General features: G+C 60.7%; 14 protein-coding genes. 6 read left to right on the top strand and 8 right to left on the bottom strand.

Annotation, left to right across the window (positions count from 1 at the left end):
* Positions 1-126 precede the first annotated feature (126 nt).
* Positions 127-687, bottom strand: a complete 561-nt coding sequence (locus JMY28_RS09385) for an HD domain-containing protein (RefSeq protein WP_201695637.1) — start codon at positions 685-687, stop codon at positions 127-129.
* A gap of 137 nt (positions 688-824) precedes the next feature.
* Here JMY28_RS09385 and JMY28_RS09390 point away from each other — a divergent pair, with 137 nt between their 5' ends.
* Positions 825-1,718, top strand: coding sequence for a LysR family transcriptional regulator (locus tag JMY28_RS09390; RefSeq protein WP_201695638.1), 894 nt, complete (start codon positions 825-827; stop codon positions 1,716-1,718).
* Between the two features lie 150 nt (positions 1,719-1,868).
* Positions 1,869-2,762, top strand: a complete 894-nt coding sequence (locus tag JMY28_RS09395; RefSeq protein WP_201695639.1) for a LysR family transcriptional regulator — start codon at positions 1,869-1,871, stop codon at positions 2,760-2,762.
* 84 nt (positions 2,763-2,846) lie between these two features.
* Here the strand turns inward: JMY28_RS09395 and JMY28_RS09400 are convergent, their stop codons facing one another.
* The 3 genes from JMY28_RS09400 to JMY28_RS09410 form a co-directional block, all read right to left on the bottom strand.
* Positions 2,847-3,518 (bottom strand): peroxiredoxin-like family protein, encoded by a 672-nt coding sequence (locus JMY28_RS09400; protein WP_201695640.1) that lies wholly within the window; start codon positions 3,516-3,518, stop codon positions 2,847-2,849.
* 95 nt (positions 3,519-3,613) lie between these two features.
* Positions 3,614-4,330 (bottom strand): SDR family oxidoreductase, encoded by a 717-nt coding sequence (locus JMY28_RS09405; RefSeq protein WP_201695641.1) that lies wholly within the window; start codon positions 4,328-4,330, stop codon positions 3,614-3,616.
* Positions 4,327-5,475: an alkene reductase gene (locus JMY28_RS09410; RefSeq protein ID WP_201695642.1), complete on the bottom strand. Its 1,149-nt coding sequence runs from the start codon at positions 5,473-5,475 to the stop codon at positions 4,327-4,329. The genes JMY28_RS09405 and JMY28_RS09410 overlap by 4 nt, the downstream gene beginning before the upstream one ends.
* A 287-nt stretch (positions 5,476-5,762) precedes the next feature.
* On the opposite strand from JMY28_RS09410, the gene JMY28_RS09415 reads away from it, so the two are divergent.
* The gene (locus JMY28_RS09415) at positions 5,763-6,302 is read left to right on the top strand and encodes a carboxymuconolactone decarboxylase family protein (RefSeq protein ID WP_201695643.1); all 540 of its coding nucleotides are present in this window, start codon (positions 5,763-5,765) and stop codon (positions 6,300-6,302) included.
* Between the two features lie 322 nt (positions 6,303-6,624).
* Here JMY28_RS09415 and JMY28_RS09420 read toward each other — a convergent pair whose 3' ends face one another.
* The 3 genes from JMY28_RS09420 to JMY28_RS09430 form a co-directional block, all read right to left on the bottom strand.
* The gene (locus JMY28_RS09420; RefSeq protein ID WP_201695644.1) at positions 6,625-7,791 is read right to left on the bottom strand and encodes a porin; all 1,167 of its coding nucleotides are present in this window, start codon (positions 7,789-7,791) and stop codon (positions 6,625-6,627) included.
* Positions 7,792-8,183: 392 nt separating this feature from the next.
* Positions 8,184-9,770: an FAD-dependent monooxygenase gene (locus JMY28_RS09425; protein ID WP_201695645.1), complete on the bottom strand. Its 1,587-nt coding sequence runs from the start codon at positions 9,768-9,770 to the stop codon at positions 8,184-8,186.
* A 187-nt stretch (positions 9,771-9,957) separates the two neighbouring features.
* A complete protein-coding gene (locus tag JMY28_RS09430; protein WP_201695646.1) occupies positions 9,958-11,913 on the bottom strand; it encodes an ArnT family glycosyltransferase in 1,956 nt (651 codons plus the stop codon).
* Positions 11,914-12,358: 445 nt separating this feature from the next.
* Between JMY28_RS09430 and ligD the strand changes: the two genes are divergently transcribed.
* The 3 genes from ligD (at position 12,359) to JMY28_RS09445 (ending at position 16,715) form a co-directional block, all read left to right on the top strand.
* Positions 12,359-14,875 (top strand): DNA ligase D, encoded by a 2,517-nt coding sequence (ligD, locus tag JMY28_RS09435; protein WP_201695647.1) that lies wholly within the window; start codon positions 12,359-12,361, stop codon positions 14,873-14,875.
* A gap of 77 nt (positions 14,876-14,952) precedes the next feature.
* Complete coding sequence (ku, locus tag JMY28_RS09440) at positions 14,953-15,879, top strand: non-homologous end joining protein Ku (RefSeq protein ID WP_201695648.1); 927 nt, start codon at positions 14,953-14,955, stop codon at positions 15,877-15,879.
* 29 nt (positions 15,880-15,908) lie between these two features.
* Positions 15,909-16,715, top strand: coding sequence for a tetratricopeptide repeat protein (locus JMY28_RS09445; RefSeq protein WP_201695972.1), 807 nt, complete (start codon positions 15,909-15,911; stop codon positions 16,713-16,715).
* A gap of 54 nt (positions 16,716-16,769) precedes the next feature.
* Here JMY28_RS09445 and JMY28_RS09450 read toward each other — a convergent pair whose 3' ends face one another.
* Positions 16,770-18,230, bottom strand: coding sequence for an amino acid permease (locus JMY28_RS09450; protein ID WP_201695649.1), 1,461 nt, complete (start codon positions 18,228-18,230; stop codon positions 16,770-16,772).
* Between the last annotated feature and the right edge of the window lie 168 nt (positions 18,231-18,398).

The following is an 18,398-nucleotide window of genomic DNA, read 5'->3' on the forward strand; positions in this document are numbered from 1 at the left end:
CCGATGGACCGCCGGATTCGGCCAGCGCTTGGCCGGTAGCGAGTGCAGTTGGAGAGACGCTCGAACGGCCGTTCCGGCCAGCCAGCGGGCCTTCGTGGCCTCGCGTGGTTGTCCGGGATACGGCACTTAGCCATTCTTTTCGAATACGGCCTTGTACAGCGACCGCTTCGGCTCGGCAAACACTCGCCGCACCATCGGCTCGAAGAACGCTAGCGGCAGCGTTTGCGCATCCGGATCGAAGGCCGCCGCGTCATATTTCTCGCAGAAATGCGCAGTCCGTTTGAACAGCTCCGGCATGTCGCGATACTTGTCGCGCTGGTTGCCGTCCATGCCCATGTGATGGAAGAAGTAGTACCCCTGGAAGATGCCATGATGCTTGATCATCCAGTGGTTTTCCGCGCTGACGAACGGCTCCAGCAGCACAGCCGCAACATCGGCGTGGTTGTAACTTCCCAGCGTGTCGCCGATGTCGTGCAGCAGCGCGCAGACCACGTATTCCTCGTCCTGGCCATCGCGATAGGCCAGCGTGGCAGTCTGCAGGCTATGCGTCAGGCGATCGACAGGAAAGCCGCCAAAATCGCCGTGTAGCAAGCGCAGGTGGTCCAGCAGGCGATCGGGCAGTCCCTTGGCGAAACGCCCAAACTCCTCACCAATGATCGCCCAATCCCGCTCGGTGCCTTCGCGCATATGGCGGAACGCGGCGCACTGTTCAGTTTGGCTCATGAGGCCACTCCTTCTCTGTGTTTGGAGCTTTCATTATCAGGAGAAGGGCGATATAGAATCCAATAACCTGAAAGTCAAAATCCATAACTCTCAGGAATGCCATGATTAGCGACGACCTTGCATACTTCCTGACTATCGCGAGTACCGGTACGCTGGCACGCGCCGCTGAACAGCTAGGCATTTCGCAGCCGGCCGTGACCAAGGCCATACAGCGGCTGGAGCGCAAGGTGGGAGTAGCGCTGGTCGAACGCACGGCACGCGGCTCGGTATTGACCGAGGCGGGGAAGGTATTCCATGCACGGGTATCGGGCGTGTCTATGCAGCTCGATAGTGCGCTTCAGGAGGCGCGCGATATCGGCGGTGGACATGCGGGCCTGCTGCGCATCGGCGCGACGCCGGCCACTACGAGCTTCGCGCTTCGCTCATTGTTCCCAACGCTGCTGGTGGAGCGGCCCGCCGCGCGCATCAGTGTGACGACAGCGTTTAGCGACACGTTATTGGACGCCATCGACAAGCGTGAAGTCGAACTGGCTGTGTGCCCGTTGCCCGAAACATTGGACGCATCCATCGCCAGGGAGGTGCTGTATGACGATCAGTACAGCTTGATGGTGAGCGCAGGGCACCCTCTGGCCCAGAGGGAATCAGTCACGCTCGAGGACCTCGTAGACTGCGGCTGGGCTGCGTCCACTCGACAGGAATTTGCACGCGTGCAGATCGAGCAAGCCTTTGCAAAACTCGGTTACCCGCGCATGCGGATTGTGGCCGAGGCCAATAGTCTGGCCGCGCTAGTTCTGATCGTTTCCGCTACTCAGCTCGTCAGCTTGATCAACACACGCAGCTTCGACCCAGGCCCCTTACCGTTCGACATTGCTGTACGCCCGATCCGGCTCGACGGCCTGGTGCGTCAGGTCGGACTGATGCGAAGGGCCGGCTACCTGTCCCCGATCGCACAACGCGCTCAGGAAATCTTGCGCAACGCGGCCCGGGAATTGTAAGCATGCCGTTCGAGGTGGCTCAATGAACGTCGACCAGCCGACCGATTCCATCAATCGATTGCATCGACGGGTTGAACTCGCAGCCGATCTGCGTCCCCCTTTCCGAATCTTTCGGGGCTCGATTCGAATCATGCAAAAAGAGGATTAGCGATGGATCGAATGACAGCCATGGAGACCTTCGTTGCCGTCGTCGAGGCGGGCTCTTTTTCCGCGGCGGCGAGGCGCCTGAACGTGGGGCAGCCCGCCGTCTCCAAGTCGGTCGCGCAGCTCGAGGAACGGCTGGGCACGCGCTTGCTGCTGCGCTCGACGCGTGGCCTCAATACGACCGATGCCGGCCAGCGCTTTTACGAGCACGCGCGGGTCGCCATCGAGGAGGCGGACGAGGCCGAGAACGCCGCGAAGCAGTCTTCGGAGAGCGTGTCCGGGCGGCTGCGCGTTTCGGCGGCGCCGACTTTCGCGCGCCTGCACGTCATGCCGGCGCTCAAGCGCTTTCTCGACCAGCATCCGCAGCTCGAGATCGACATTGTGCTGGACGATCGCAACATCGATCTGCTGGAGGAGGGCATGGACGTGTCGCTGCGCATGGGCAGCCTCGACGATTCCGGCATGACCGCGCGGCGCATCAGCCGCAGCCCGCGGCTCGTGGTAGGCACGCCCGCGTATTTCGAGGAGGCGGGCGTGCCCGCAACGCCGGCCGACTTGAGCCGCCATCAGGCCATTGTGTATTCACAGCGTGGCGGAGGCGAGTCCTGGTCGTTCAGCCAGAACGGCACCGAAACGGCCGTGGTGGTATCGGGCCGCGTGCGCGTGAGCGCCGCGGAAGGCATCCGAACCGCGGTGCTCGGGCACATGGGGCTCGCCGTTGCGTCGCAATGGATGTTCTCGCCTGAGCTGGCCAACGGCAGCGTGCGTGCCGTGCTGACCGACTGGCAATTGCCGCCGATGGACCTGTGGGCGGTGTTCCCCGCGGGCCGGCTTGTTACCTCGAGAGCCAGGGCCTTCGTGGCCTTTGTGGAAAGCGTGCTGGCCGAAGCGTCTCTGTGACGCTTTGCATGACCGCGCCGCGCTTTGCGGCAATGGGGCGCGCCGCGCCGGTCCTGCGGCGGCGCGGCGCGAGGCACGAGCGCTTCAGTGTGCCTGCATGAGCTTTTGGAGCACCGGGATCATTTCCGAAGGGTCGGGGCGGTGCGTATAGTCGGGATTGACTTCGGAGTACGCAACGATTCCGTCCATGCCGATCACATAGCGCGCCGGCATCGGCAGTGTCCAGCTCGGATCGCCATTGAAGGCGGGCAGATCGTTCTTGAGCGCCTTGTAGAGATCGACCAGATAATCGGGCAGTGCGAAACGCAGGCCGAATGCGCTGGCGGTTTCGTTGTGCGTGTCGTTGAGCACGGGGAAATTCAGCCCGTTTACGCGCACCGATTTGCGGCTGTTGACGGCGGACTGCGGCGAAATCGCCACCACGCTCGCGCCATGGCGCTGCAACTCGGGCAGCGCTTCGTTGAGCGCCTGCAATTCCAGATTGCAGTAGGGACACCACACGCCGCGGTAGAACGTCACGACCAGCGGGCCCTGGTTCAGAAGATCTGCCGATGTGACTTCCTGGCCGTCCTGATCTTTGAGGCGGAAGGTTGGGGCGAGGTCGCCTGCTTTCACGGCGCGGCTGGCCTGGCCGCTCGCGATGAGCTCGGCTGTTGCGCGCTCCATGATCGGATGGATTTCCGGCGGGGCGAAATAAGGCGCCTTGCCGCCCTTGAAGTCTGCCTTGAATGCGTCGAGTTTGTCCTGAAGCGACATGATGACCTCCGATGAACGGTTAAACGTGGGACGAGGGGATGAAGTGCGGCCCTCCACGCGACTCAACGCGTTGGGGGCACTTCGGCAGCAACGGATTACATCGGCGCTCGGCCGATGGAAGCGCCGCCGTCGACAAAGAGCGTCTGGCCGGTGATGAATCCTGCGTCCCCGGAAAGCAGGAACGCGATGGCGGCGGCGATTTCGTCGGGCGTGCCGAAGCGCTGCATCGGCACGCCCGAGAGATAACGCTGTTCACCCGTGCTTCCAGGCGGGTTGTTGGCGCGAAAGAGTTCCGTTTCCGTGGGGCCCGGGGCCACCGCGTTCACCGTGATCCCGGTCGCGGCGAGTTCGAGCGCCCATGAGCGCGCGAAACTCACGAGCGCAGCCTTGGCGGCGGCGTAGGCAGTTCTCTCGATTGCGCCGAGCACAGTGAGACTCGCGACGTTCACGACCCGCCCCCAGCCGCGCGAGCGCATGCCCGGCAGGATGGCCTGCATGGCCTGCAGCGCGGGATGGAGGTTGACGGCGAGCACGCCGTCCAGATCGTCCAGCCGGATTTCGCCGACCGCCTGCGGGCGCACAAGGCCGACGTTATTCACGAGGCCGTCGAAAGCGTGAGCGCTGGACAACTCGTGGAGCACATCTTCCGTGGCTGTGCGGTCGGCCAGGTCGACCGTCACGAGCTTGCCGGGAAAGTCCTCGTGGTGGCGTGCGAGGCCCACGACGCGATGACCAGCCGCCGTTAGCCGGCGCGAAAGCGCGAGCCCAATGCCTTTGGTCGCGCCGGTCACGAGAAACGTACGGGTTTTCATGCCGGCTCTCCCGTTGCAGCATCGGCCGTCTGACGCGCAGATACCCGGCTCGTGGCGAATGGATAGTCGATATAGCCGCGAGCGTCGCCGCCATAAAACGTCGAGCGGTCATAGCGATTGAGCGGCATGCCCGTGCGCAGGCGTTCGGGCAGGTCCGGATTGGCGAGGAACATCCGCCCGAAGGCGACGAGGTCGGCATGACCGTCGATCACAATCTGCTCGGCACTCTCGCGCGTAAAGCCGCCGGCCGCCACGAGCGTGCCCTTGAAAACGCGGCGGATATCCTTCGACGAGACTTCCGACTCGGCGGCCTCGCGTTCGTCGATGCCGCGGATGCGCGGCTCGATCACGTGCACGTAGGCAAGCACGTAGCCGTTCAGGCGCCCGGCGACGTAGCCGAAAGTGGCGTGCGGGTCGCTGTCCGACATGGTGCCGTAGGTGCCGCTCGGCGAGAGCCGCACGGCGACGCGGCCCGGGCCCCAGACTTCGACAACCGCATCGAGCGTATCGAACAGAAACTTCGCGCGGTTTTCGAGCGATCCGCCATACGCGTCGGTGCGATGGTTCGAGCCGTCGAGCAGGAATTGCTCGAACAGATAGCCGTTGGCGGCGTGCAGCTCGACGCCGTCGAAGCCCGCTTCCTTCGCCAGCATCGCGCTCTGGCGAAACTGTTCGACGATCGCGGCGACTTCATCGGTTGCGAGTTCGCGCGGCAAGGGCAGTTCCGCTTCGACGATCTGGCCTTGCCCGTCGCGAATCGCGGCGTGCTCGAGCGAGCGCAGCGCGGAGGGTGCAACCGGCGTGAGCCCGCCCGTGTTGGCCGCATGCGCCTGACGGCCCGCGTGCCACAACTGAACGAAGATAAGGCTGCCTTTCGCGTGAACGGCGTCCACCACGCGCTTCCAGCCGGCGACCTGCTCGCGCGTCCACATGCCCGGCGCGTCCACATAGGCGATGCCAAGTGGCGCGACCGCCGTTGCGTCCGTAATGAGCAGACCGCCTTCTGACGCCCGCTGGGTGTAGTACTCGATCATCAGATCGCCGGGCACGTTGCCGGGCTCGGTTCTCATGCGCGTGAGCGGCGCGAGCACGACCCGATGCTTGAGGGCGAACGATCCGACATGGGTTTGGCTGAACAGCTTCATTTGGCGCTCCTGGCTTCAGGGAATGGGGTGACGCCATATTCGCGGCAACCGTGTCGGGCAAGAAGACAGGCGGCGGCGATAGCAGTCATTCCTCCAGGGCATGGGTGTTCAGCCGCGCCGTCATGCCCGCCAGGAATCGCTGATATGCGCGGCGCCTGCCTAGCGCATTGGAAGCGCTTGCGCCAAAGTTCATCCACACCGCGGCGCCGCGGAGCCCAAGCAAAACGGCGCCACTTCGGTCAACGTCGCATCGTCGACAAGCCACCCTTACCATCAGGAGAAGTTCAATGAGCACGTTCAACGTTCCCACCCGCGAAACCGTCTCGCCCGCCAATCAAGCCATCTTCGACAAGCTCAAGGCAGGTCTCGGCGTCGTGCCGAACCTCTACGCGACATTCGCGTATTCCGAGCATGCGCTCGGCAGCTATCTGGCCTTCCAGAACGCGAAGAGCAGCATCACCGGCAAGGCGCGGGAGGTCGTCAACCTGGTCGTGAGCCAGGTGAACGAATGCGAATACTGCCTGGCCGCCCACACCATGATCGGCAAGAAGAACGGCTTCTCGGACGAGCAGATTCTCGAGATTCGCAGCGCTCGCGCGAGCTTCGATCCGAAACTGGACGCGCTCGCGATTCTCGTGGCTGACATTGCGGTGCGCCACGGTCATGCCGATCAAGCCCGCGTCGACGCGTTCCTGGCTGCCGGGTGGACGAACGAAAACCTCGTGGATGTGATCGTCGCGATCGGCGACAAGGTCGTGACCAACTATCTCCATGGCGTGACCCGCGTGCCAGTCGATTTTCCTGCCGCACCGAAGCTGCCGGCATAAGGGTAAGATCAAGAGCGCCCATTCGGCTGTGGCCAAATGGGCGCTTTTGTTTACGACCTCTCCCAATACGACCAATTCGAATTGCCCAATGGAGCGTTCGCGGGACCTGTTGCAGGCGGCGCGTCCGGCTCGTCGAGATGGCAATCTTGATTCTGCGTAACACAGGGGCGTGTCGCGGCACCTCGCGAAACGAAAGCGACCCAAGCGGTCCATGAAAAACACCCCAAAGATTGGATCAATGTCCAACTTTTGGGGTGCAATTCAGCGGGGCTTTTCTTTGTCTGGGTAATGCGTCCATTACCCAGGGGTTGTGAACCTGCGATTAGAACCTGTGGTACATGCCAATGTTGGCTTGAACCTGGTTGCCGCCCGATGCGGTATTGCCGAAGTCCGCAGCCGAAGCCTGAGCGCCCTGAGCATGAACGTAGGCACCCATGGCGTATACCGAGGTGAGCTTCGACAGTGCGTACGTAGCACCCAGTGACACCTGGTTGATCGAAGCCATCGTGCGGCCCTCGGCGGCTTGCGCAGGCGTTGCCTCCGAACCATAGACGTACGTATACCCAGCAGCCAGCGACAGCGCCGGGGTTGCCTGGTACTGCAGAAGACCAGCTACAACGTTGAAGTGAATCGACTCCTGGCCGTCGTTGCCCTCGTATTGAGCGTTCGAGTAGCGCAGGCCAGCCGTGTACGGACCAAATTGGTATTGGCCAGCGACTTGAGCGATGCCCGCGCTCTTGAACGCATTGCCACCGTAGTAACCAGAACTCGGATAGCCCAGAGCACCACCGAACGACGGTTGTGCCGTTGCGTTCTGCCAGCCGTTCTCACCTTGGTTTGCAGCATGGAAGTAGCCGCCAGCGACCGTCAGACCACCTTGAGCGTAGTCCGCCGCCACCGACCACGATTGACCCGAACCCATAGCACCGGCAACGCCCCCGAACGAGTACGCGCCTTCAGCCTGGAAACCCTTGAAAACCGGCGAAATGTACTTGACGGCGTTGTTTTGGTTCGTCGTGTTGTCGTTGTTGTCCACGTCGCCCGGGGTCGAGAATGTCGAGGCCGAAACGGCGTCGCCCGTCAGACCTTGAACCATTTCCGTCACGGCGTCGATCTGGCGACCCAGACGCAGGGTACCGTACTGGTCCGAAGTGAGGCCTACGAAGGCCTGGCGGTTGAACAACGAACGTGAGGAGCCAATGGGGCCCTGGCCGCCGATGCCGCCGCTGGCAATGTTGAAACCATTTTCGAGCTTGAAGACTGCCTTGAGGCCGCCGCCGAGGTCTTCCTGACCCTGCAGGCCCCACTTGTTCGAACCTGAGGCGCCGCCAACGAGGCTGACCGCCGAGTGGCCATTGATGTTCGAGGTGTAGCTGATACCTGCGTCGAGCATGCCGTACAGGGTGACCGACGACTGTGCCATTGCTGCCGAGGATGCTGCGAAAGCGATAACTGCGACAACGCTTGCCTTGATGTTGCTGTTCTTCATCTGTATTTCAGTGTCCCTGAGTATCTTTTGAATTGATTTACTTCCTGTTGCGCGCCGGAGGATAAGGTACCTCCGGCAACTCAAGGAAACGAAAAAAAAAGACTGTCGCAAAAACGTAACAAAAAGGCGCAGTGTCTTGTACGGCAGGCGATCGAGGGACTATTCGGTCTCAATGCGCGCACGCCGCAGGTTGGGCGACGTGGTCGATCGCAACGTTCGCCCGCCCTGGCGTATTCATGAAAGAGAGAGTGTGACTGTTGTGTCCCCAGGTCGCCAACGGCCGACGGGTGACCGCTTTCCGGCTGCCGCTGACGCTTGAATGCGCGGCCGAACCATGCTCTCATCTCGCGCCGAGAGATCGCAATTCGGCCGCTCGAGCGCGTATGGTCCGTCTACGCGCCCAGCCTGGTTACCCAGCTTTTGATGGCGTCGCCGGAAAGGCCGCTACTCCTCCATCCGATATGACCATCCGGTCTGACAATCCATAGGGAGCCACCGTCCGCTCGAAACGTGCCAGCGAATTCGCCCGATGCGTCGGTTAGGACTGTCAAGAAATCGGATGCGGGTACTTCGCACGCGGATGCCGTGATGAGAACGGCGGTCGTAGCGTCAGGTAACGAGGTGGATAAAGCGCGGTAATTTTCGACGTAGTTATCGTATTGCTCTTTCCTGTCGATATAGCCTACGAGCGTGTGCTTGCCGCGACCGACGAACTCATGCAGTCGCCTCGGATGACCAACGAAGCGTTGTGCCAATGCCTGCACGTCCGGCAATCGGTCTCCTGGCGCTGGCAATGCCGGATCGGTGTCAGGGTTAAGATCGTCAACGACGGAACTATCCCGATAGGAAATCAGCAATTGCGTCTCACGCATCGCTGGATTCGCTGCTTGCCGCGCCAGCACAGCATTGAGTGCGGCACTTGTTGACTTGACCACATCAACGCCAACCGGATGCCGTTCTTCGTGGTAACTGTCCAGCAATGCAGAACCCGCGAGCCCTTTGGCGGCGTACGCCAGCTTCCACGCGAGATTGTGTGCGTCCTGCAGACCGGTATTCATGCCCTGTCCGCCCACTGGCGGATGAATATGCGCAGCGTCGCCAGCAATGAACACCCGGCCGCGCCCATAGGCCGACGCGATACGATGGCTTACGCGGTAGACCGACGACCAGCGCATTGACGACAGATGCGTTCCCTCTGGCAAGGAAGGCAGCAGCAGGCTGCGCATTGTTTCGATGTCCGGGGCTCCAATGTTGGTAAGTAACGACGCGCGTTCTTCGGGTACGATCATCGAGAGCCGGTAGCGCCTGGCGGAACCGTGCACGGGCACTGCCGCGACGCTTACCTTCGCCCGCTCTGAATCGGTCCATTCGAACCTGTACATGGGCCCACGAGGGCACGACCAGTCCACATCGACATCGGCGAGCGCAAAGGTCTGCGGATATTGCTCGCCGTCGAAACCCAGCCCCAATCCTGATCGAACCTTGCTGTGCGCACCGTCGCAGCCAACCAGCCATTTGCACCGCACAGTAAGCGCCTCACCCCGTACTCCTTTCACAAGGGCTGAGACGGCGTCGCGCTCCTCGGTGAAGCTATCCAGCGCATACTCGTAGTTCACCTGACCGCCATGGCCTGCAAATGCAGCTTCGAGCAAACGCTCCGTTTCGTGTTGCGCGAGCGAAAGAGAGCCATAAGGCAAACCCGCATCCGGCACCTTTACCGAGCGCGTGGGCACCATCATGCCGTCGACCCAGGTTTCCACGCCGGTCAACCATGTGCCCGCCTCGATTGCACGATCAACGATTCCGAGATCGTCAAAAATCTCGAGCGTCCGCGCTGTAATACCGAGCGCTTTACAGAAAAATCCTCGACTCGCCATTTTCTCGATCACCATCACCGAGACTCCATCACGTCTCAATTCGGTGCCAAGTAGCAGGCCAACCGGACCAGCGCCAACAACAAGCACGTCTACATCTTCCATGTCTTGCTCCTGATAGTCCGTGATGCATTTAGCGAGACGGACACACGTAGAGATGGAACTGCGCTTTTGGCCGACCCGTAGCGGCCACTCAAATTCTTCAGAAGTAAATGGCGGCTTTAGCGTGCGCTTCAGACGCCCATGTCATCGCGACCGAAAACAAGTGGCCGTCGCACAGCGTTCCAAATGCCTACCGTTCGAGAATCGCGTCGAACCCGACTTCGTTGCTCGCCGACGCTGCGTTCTTTTCGTTGGCGACTTCGACTGCGTACTCATGAGCTTGCGCATCACCCGTTACGTGGTACTTGTACGTCGTGTCGACGACCGGCGCATACAGATCAACTTTCGCGAGCGGTTTGCCATCACAATAAATGTTGGCCATGCCCGCTGAACTATTGCGCTGCAAACGCAGATCCAGCGATCGATCGGACCTGAAGCGAATCACCGATCCCGGTTTGCTGCTTGACATCACGTGACCAAAGAGCGCGTAGGTCTGCTTAATGTCGGCCCAACCGGAAGCGGGGGGTGGCTTGCGGATCGAATGGTACGGTTCACTGTCGATCCGGTAAATTGCGTATTGGAAAGTGGTCGTCGCGAAGACCTGCGACAGACTGGCAAGAAAATTCGCTGCGTCCTGCTGGTTTTGTGTCATGAGCGACGGAAGCAAAGGAAATGAAGTGAGGTCGGCGAGGTAACGGACATTGTTTGCCTGCAGATACCGATTCATGGTTTTGCTTTCGAACGCATGATACGCGTCCATATTGACAACGCCATCGAGGTTGATTGCTCGACCTTTGCTGTAGAAATAACCTGTATTGCCAGTTTGAATTGCGGCGACGACTTCACCTGGACTTGCAATACGGTTGAGCATCTGCACGCCATCATACCAGCCATAGCTGGGCGTTTCCTCGCGGAGCAGCTTCGCTTTCGACGCTACGCCGAAGCACACGAGCGGTGCGATGACGGCAAGCGCAGTCATTGCCTTATACATATTCGGGCGCGAGCGGATCGAATCGAGAAGCGCAGTCGCAGCGACCGTCACGAACACAGTCCAAATGAAGATCGACGGCAGAAAGTAGCGCTCGTAGGGTTGGAACGAGTAGATCGTGTATGCGAACCCGTAGAGGCCGCCCAGCATCGCGACAAACAAAATCTCACGGCGACGCGCGGTATAGGTTGCATAACTGATGACGACGGACCCTGCCAATATGGCGATGGTAACTATCGCGACTGGCTGTGACCACGTGTCGGAGTAGAGGAAGAAGCCCCCCACCGATGTGAGGCCCGCGAGCATCAGGCCGATGATGTAAGGTGCATACTGCATAGTATTGCGCAGCGTGCGCCACGTCAGGTTGTCGCGCCAAAACATTAACAAATTCGTACGATGCGTCGTCACCTGACCGCTTGTCGGAAGTGGCGAGCCATAGTGAACAACATTCCATATGCAGTACGGGGCGATCAACACTGAAAATACAACGAGCGCAATGATGAGGAACCGAACCCGGAGCCCGAATGGCGAATGGTGCAGGAACAGGAGATATAGGGACACTGCGATGACCAGAAAGATCGCGTCAACGCGTGCGAGAAACGAGACACCCAAGAGTACCCCGAGCGTCACTGCATGGCGGCTCGCGCGCTGACGAAGGTCAATCGCGATGACGTAGGCTGCCGTCGCGGCGACCATCATCGTTGCAAGCCCAGTTTCCAGCCCAAGGGTGCCGTTTCGCGCGACCGCGAGGTTCATCGCCCAGATCAGGGCGGCGGCGATTCCGCTCCACGGTCGCTCCGTCACCTTTGTGACGACCAAGTAGAGGAAGATAACGGTGACGCTATTGCAGATCGCTAGAAGAGTCTCCGCCACGTAGACCGGAATAAGTACGTTGCTCGGAAAGAGCCAGAAAGCGGGCACCAATATCCACACGTAGAGGGGTTGGTAGCCGTTTGTCGAAATCACGCCGTCGAACGTTTCACCGACACCGAGCGCGATGTTTTTCGCGATCTTGAGCGAATAGCCGAAATCTTCGAAGAGCCAGAAATTTGTCAACCAGCTGATTGGCCGATAAATGAAAATCGCTCTCCACGCAAACGCCAGCAGGACGATTGCGGCTAATGCATATAAAGGATTGATCTTTCGCGTTGCAGCCATTTGGGTGTCCAGAACAGGGGGAAGACTGGTGGACCACTACCGTGTTGGCTCATACGAATCCGATAGGCTATTTATTGCCAATACTATCGGTCTCCTGAGTGTACGAGCGCCCGCGGTTTGATCTGTGAGCTCGACCACATATCGGGACGATTTCCGTTTCGGTGGGCTGAGTAAGCTCGCCGCGCCAGCGGCAACTGCCTGAACCCGCAACGCAACACGCTGCCCGTCACAGGCAAAGTGCGCACCGGCAGCCGCGGAGATTTTCGCAATCTGCATAGGATTCAGCGGTCTGCAGCGTTGGTTGAAAAGTAAACTGTGTGTACGCCTATCGGGCATGGACTCGACACCCACCACCGCACGTGAGTTCAATGAATGCGGCGTGTGCATCCACGTCAGCCGTTCCATTTTCGACGCATCAGACGATAGTTCTTCCTAGACTGTCGTCATGGCCTCAACCCGCGACCGCGATCCGCCTTCTACGCCTCTTTCCCGCTATCGAAAAAAGCGGGACTTTCAGGTCACCCCCGAGCCGGCACCCCCGGTTGTCAGTGAGTCCGCTGCGGATGGACATCTGAGCTTCGTCGTGCAGAAGCACTGGGCAAGTCGGCTGCACTACGATTTTCGGCTCGAATTCGACGGGGTGCTGCTGTCGTGGGCGGTACCTAAGGGGCCTTGTTACGACCCGAAAGAGAAAAGGATGGCCATTCACGTGGAGGACCATCCGGTCGACTACGCGGGCTTCGAAGGCATGATTCCGGCCAAACAATACGGCGCCGGAGATGTGATTGTCTGGGACCGTGGTACTTGGGAACCCGTCGGTGCTCCACAGGAGGGGATGACGGCTGGCAAGCTCGTCTTCCGTCTCCACGGCGAAAAGCTCGCCGGACTCTGGGAACTGGTGCGCATATCGAAGCCCGGCGACAAGCAAGACCAGTGGATGCTGTTCAAGAAGCGCGACGCGTGGGCGCAGCCACTCGCTGATTACGATGTCATCAAGGCGCTTCCCGACAGTGTCATCACGAAGCCGCTCGGGCTAATCGAGGAGCGCGAGCCGAAGGGTACGAGGCCTGTGCGCAGCGGAGCGCCCCAAGTGGACCTTTCCGCCGCGGTGACCGCTGCGCTGCCTGCGAAACTCGAGCCGCAACTCGCAACCCTGGCGGCTTCACTTCCAACGAACGGCGACTGGATAACGGAGGCGAAGCTCGACGGCTATCGCATGCTGTCCCGTGTCGCCAAAGGACAAGTGCGACTCATCACGCGAGGCGGTCATGACTGGACCGCGAAGTTTCCCGAGCTTGCGGCAGAGGTCGGAGCGCTTCCGCTCATCAGTGCGTGGCTGGATGGTGAAATCGCAGTCCTCAAAAATGGCATTCCGAATTTCGCTGCGCTGCAAGATGCGATAGACGGCGCGGCAAAACAGGACATCGTCTACTTCCTGTTTGATCTGATGTACCTCAATGGGAAAGACCTCAGGAAGGTGCCCCTTTGGGCCAGGCGCGCACTTCTCGCGCAGCTTGTTGAAAATGCCGGCGAGCACATTCGGTTAAGCCAGGACTTCGAGGCGCCTCCTTCCCGGTTGTTCGAGGCCGCCTCGGGCCTGGGCCTTGAAGGCCTCATGCTCAAGCGCCGCGATGCACCCTATGAATCGGGGAGGACCCAGACGTGGCTCAAGGCGAAATCCCGGCTTCGGCAGGAAATGGTCATCTGCGGCTTCACTGCCCGTGGCGGCAAGGACGGGGAGGTCGGCAGCCTGCTGCTTGGCTACCACGCCGATGGCAAGCTTCGCGATGCCGGGAGCGTTGGCACCGGGTGGGACGCGAGGACCGCGCGGGACCTTTGGACGCGGCTGAAGCCGCTCGAAATGGATACGGCACCATTTGATGTCGACATCGCCAGGTCGCGCCGGTGGTCTCGGCGTTCAGCCGGCAGCGAGCGGTGGGCTCGCCCTGAACTCGTTGCGGAGGTTGAATTCGCGGACTGGACCGCCGATGGCCTCGTCCGGCAGGCCTCGTTCAGAGGTTTGCGAATCGACAAGCCGCCATCGGGTGTCGTACGTGAGGGCGGGAAGACGCAGGCGCCCGAACCTCCGTCGAAGCTGAAAATCACGCATCCGGAGCGGGTCGTCGACCCCTCAACGGGCATCACGAAGGCAGACCTCGTCCGCTACTACGCGAGTATTGCGGAGCGGATACTGCCGCACCTGAAGGCCAGGCCCCTCGCCATGGTCCGCGCGCCGGACGGCATCGCGGGACAGTTGTTCTTCCAGAAGCACGCCGAGAGAACCGCCATGCCCGGCCTGACGGCTCACGACGGCGATCTCTGGCCGAATCATCCGCCGCTGCTAACAGTCGACACCGTCGACGCCCTGCTGTCGGCAGCACAGATGAATGTCGTCGAGTTTCATACGTGGAATTCGACGGTTCGACGACTCGACAAGCCCGACCGCGTCATCTTCGACCTGGACCCAGGCGAGGGCGTGAAATGGGGGCGTGTTCAGGAAGCGGCGCTCCTCGTTCAAACGCTGCTCTCGGAACTGGGTCTGGAAGCCTGGCTGAAGACGAGTGGCGGGAAAGGCTTGCATGTCGTCGTGCCGCTTGCTCCAAGGTTGGGCTACGAGGCGGTCAAGTCGTTCTCGCAGGCATTCGTGCGGCACCTCGCGAAAACCATTCCCGAGCGCTTTTCGGCGAAAGCGGGTGCATCGAACCGCGTCGGCAAGGTCTACGTCGATTACCTGCGAAACGGCATGGGGCAGACGACCGCTGTTGCGTTTTCCGCGCGGGCGCGAGCCGGTATGGGCGTCTCAATGCCGGTCTCCTGGGCGCAGTTGAACGACCTGAAAAGCGGGGCACAGTGGACGGTGCAGACGGCCCGCGAGTACCTGAGCTTCCAGCAGCAGGACCCGTGGGCGGATTACGGGTCGGCGGCGCAATCGTTGGCATCGGCGATAAAGCTCCTAAAATGAAACCACCGCTAGTCGGCGGCGGCACGGGCCTTGCGTCAAGCGACGTGCCGAACGCGCAAATCCGCGAGGAGAAGTCCATGCCCGCCCGCTCAATCGCCTCCCTGTCGCTATCCTTCGGGCTCGTTTCGATACCGGTGAAGCTCTACACCGCGACCGAGAGTTCCTCCGACGTCAGGTTCCACATGCTCGCGCCGGACGGCTCGCGCGTGAAGCAGCAGTACGTCTCCGAGAAGACGGGCGATGTCGTCGAGCGCTCGAGCATGAACAAGGGCTACGAGTTCGAAAAAGACCGGTTCGTGGTCTTCACCACCGATGAGCTCAAAGCGCTGGAAGACGCTGCGAGTCATGTCGTCGAGATAATGGCCTTCATTCCCGAAGAGGCGATTGACCCGGTCTTCTACGACAAGGCCTATTACATTGCACCCGACAAGCGGGGCGCAAAGCCATACAGCCTGCTGCAGCAGGCGCTTGCACAGAGCGGACGCTGCGCATTGGCGAAATGGGCGTCCAAGGGAAGGACGCGGATAGTGCAGGTGCGCCCGGAGGAAGATGGGCTCGTTTTTCAGCAACTGCTTTACGCGGACGAGGTCCGTTCGCTGGCGGACCTGCATGTCGAACGCGTCGAGGTGTCCGATACCGAGATGAAACTCGCGTTGCAGATTATCGAGCAGGGTGCTGAAGACAATTACGACCCGAAGGCGTATGAGGACGAAGAGAAGAAGCGCATCCTGGCAGCCATCGACGAAAAGATTGAAGGCAAGCAGGTCGTCGTTCACGAGGCAGATGAAGAACAGGCCGGCGGCGGCCAGGTCATCGACCTCATGGACGCCTTGCGCGCCAGTCTCAAGGGTGGCGCGAAAGCGAAAGCGGCTCCAGCACCCAAGCGCAGCAAGAGCGCGGAGCCCGTTGCCGAGCTACCCGTAGCGCCCAAAACGCGCAAGCCAGCGGCGCGTGCAACCAAGGCGCCCGCTGAAGTTCCTGCAAAGGTCCGGGCACGCAAGTGACACCACAAGGCGCCGCGCGCGAGATTTCGATGCGCGAGTTGCAGGCCATGCTGGGCGTCTCCCGGAGCGTGGTTTCAGGCCTCATTGCTGCGGGATTCGTGAAGCCGTCACGGGGGCCGGGAAACGCATACCGCTTCACGTTCCAGGACGTTGTGCTGCTGCGGACGGCGTTGCAGTTGCGCGCAGCGCGTATTCCGCCGCGCAAAATTATCACGGCCCTCTCACGGCTGAGAGACGAATTGCCCGATGAGTTACCGCTCACTGGAATTCGCGTATCGGCAGTCGGCAACGATGTGGCTGTTCGAGCAGGCCCTTCGCAATGGGATGCTGCTACAGGTCAGTTCCTGCTGGATTTCGAAGTCGCGCAAATCAAGGGCGATGTTGTCTTTCTCGACCTGGTTCCTGCGCAGAAGAACCTCGCGCATCAGGCGGAAGAATGGTACGACCTCGGCGAGCAGCTTAGAACATCCGATGTGAACGGTGCCGAACGGGCGTACAAGAAGGCCATCGAGTTATCTCCCCAGCCTTTTTATGCTGCCTATGTGGACCTCGGCGCGCTGCTGTGCGAACGCGAAGCGCGTTGCGAAGATGCGCTACACGTATTCGACGAGGCGTTGGCTCACTTCCCTGACGATGCCGTGTTGTACTTCAATCGCGCGATTGCATTCGAGGAACTGGGCCGCTTCGAAGACGCTGAGCGAAGCTATATACACTGCCTGGAAGTCGACCCGTCGTACGCGGATGCCCACCACAATCTGGCAATGCTGCTCGAACGACGTGGCGATCCACAGGGTCTGGTCCGCCATTTGAGCGCGTATCGTCGGCTGACTACCTGAACCGCGCCAAAATTTGCTTCGTATGAAGACGTTCACCGAGATCTATCGAGGACGTCACTCACGCTCTGGATGACGCAGTCGCGAATGATGCCGGCCATAAAACATGTAGATCAGCATACCGATCAGCAGCCAGACGATCAGCCGTACCCAAGTGACGAGCGGTAATCCCACCATCAACAACACGCAAAACGCGATGCCCAGAATAGGGACCACCGGCACGCCGGGCGCGCGGAAAGGACGGGTCGCGTTCGAGTCGCTGCGCCGCAGGTACATCACTGCGCCACACACGAGCACGAACGCAAACAGCGTCCCGATGCTGACCATCTCGCCGAGTACGCCGATCGGCGTGAGGGCCGCCACGATGGCGACGATCGTGCCGATCATGATCTGGCTTCGATGCGGCGTGTGCAGGCGCGGATGGACGGTGGAGAACAGATGGGGGAGCAGTCTATCCTCCGACATCGTGAAGAAGATACGGCTCTGCCCATAGAGCAGCACGAGTATCACGGTGGTCAGGCCGGTTAGCGCGCCGATCTTGACGAGCACTGAGAACCAGGTGAAACCAATGGCATCCACACCTTTGGCGATCGGATCGGGAACATTCAGTTGTGCGTATGGAACGAGTCCGGTAAGCACCGCGGCCACGAGGATATAGAGCAAGGTGCAGATAACGAGCGATCCGAGGATGCCTATCGGCATGTCGCGTTGCGGCCGCTTTGCCTCTTGTGCGGCCGTCGATACCGCGTCAAAGCCGATGAAGGCAAAGAACACCACGGCGGAACCGCGCAGAACGCCGCTTGCCCCGAAGCTGCCGAATGCACCGGTGTTGGGCGGCACGAAGGGATGCCAGTTGGCGGGATGCACGAAGAACGCGCCGATGGCGATGAACGCCGCTACCACCGTCAGCTTGACGGCGACCATGACGTTGTTGATCCGTGCAGACTCCTGCGTGCCGAGCACCAGCATCGTCGTGAGGATCGCGATGATCAGCACAGCAGGGAGATTGACGGAGCCGGTAGCCGTGGTGCCGTCGGCAAGCTGGACGGTCGTGCCGGGTGCGGCAGCGAGCGTGGGCGGGATGTTGATTCCGACGTTATGCAACAGGCTGACGATATACCCTGACCATCCGACCGCGACCGTCGCGGCACCCATGGCGTACTCGAGAATCAGGTCCCAGCCGATGATCCACGCAAACACTTCGCCAAGCGTCGCATAGGTATAGGTGTAAGTGCTGCCGCAGACGGGGAGCATGGCGGCCAGTTCGGAGTAGCAAAGGCCGACAAACGCACAGGCAATGCCGCCCAGCACGAACGACAGGATGATGCCCGGTCCGGCATATTGTGCCGCCGCGGTGCCAGTGAGGACGAAAATACCGGCGCCGATAATGGCGCCGATTCCCATCGCCGTGATGCTGGGCGCCCCAAGGGTCTTCGACAGCGCGCGACCGCCTTCCGCGTCGGCGCTTCCCACTATGTCGGCGACGGACTTGCGCGCCGTGTAGCTCGTGTCGGCCATGATAGGTTGTCCCATTCAATTGCGATTGGAAACGACTCGATTCGGCTTGCTTTACTTCTTTAGAATAGACACAGGCGCGTGTTCGCGAGGGTAAGTTTTCACTTAACCGAACGACGACGATCGCCTTGCGTGGGCAGAGATGTTTCGGAACGCTTCACACGGATCGGC

The sequence above is a fragment of the Paraburkholderia hiiakae genome, assembly GCF_904848665.1.
GTDB classification, from domain to species: Bacteria; Pseudomonadota; Gammaproteobacteria; order Burkholderiales; family Burkholderiaceae; genus Paraburkholderia; species Paraburkholderia hiiakae.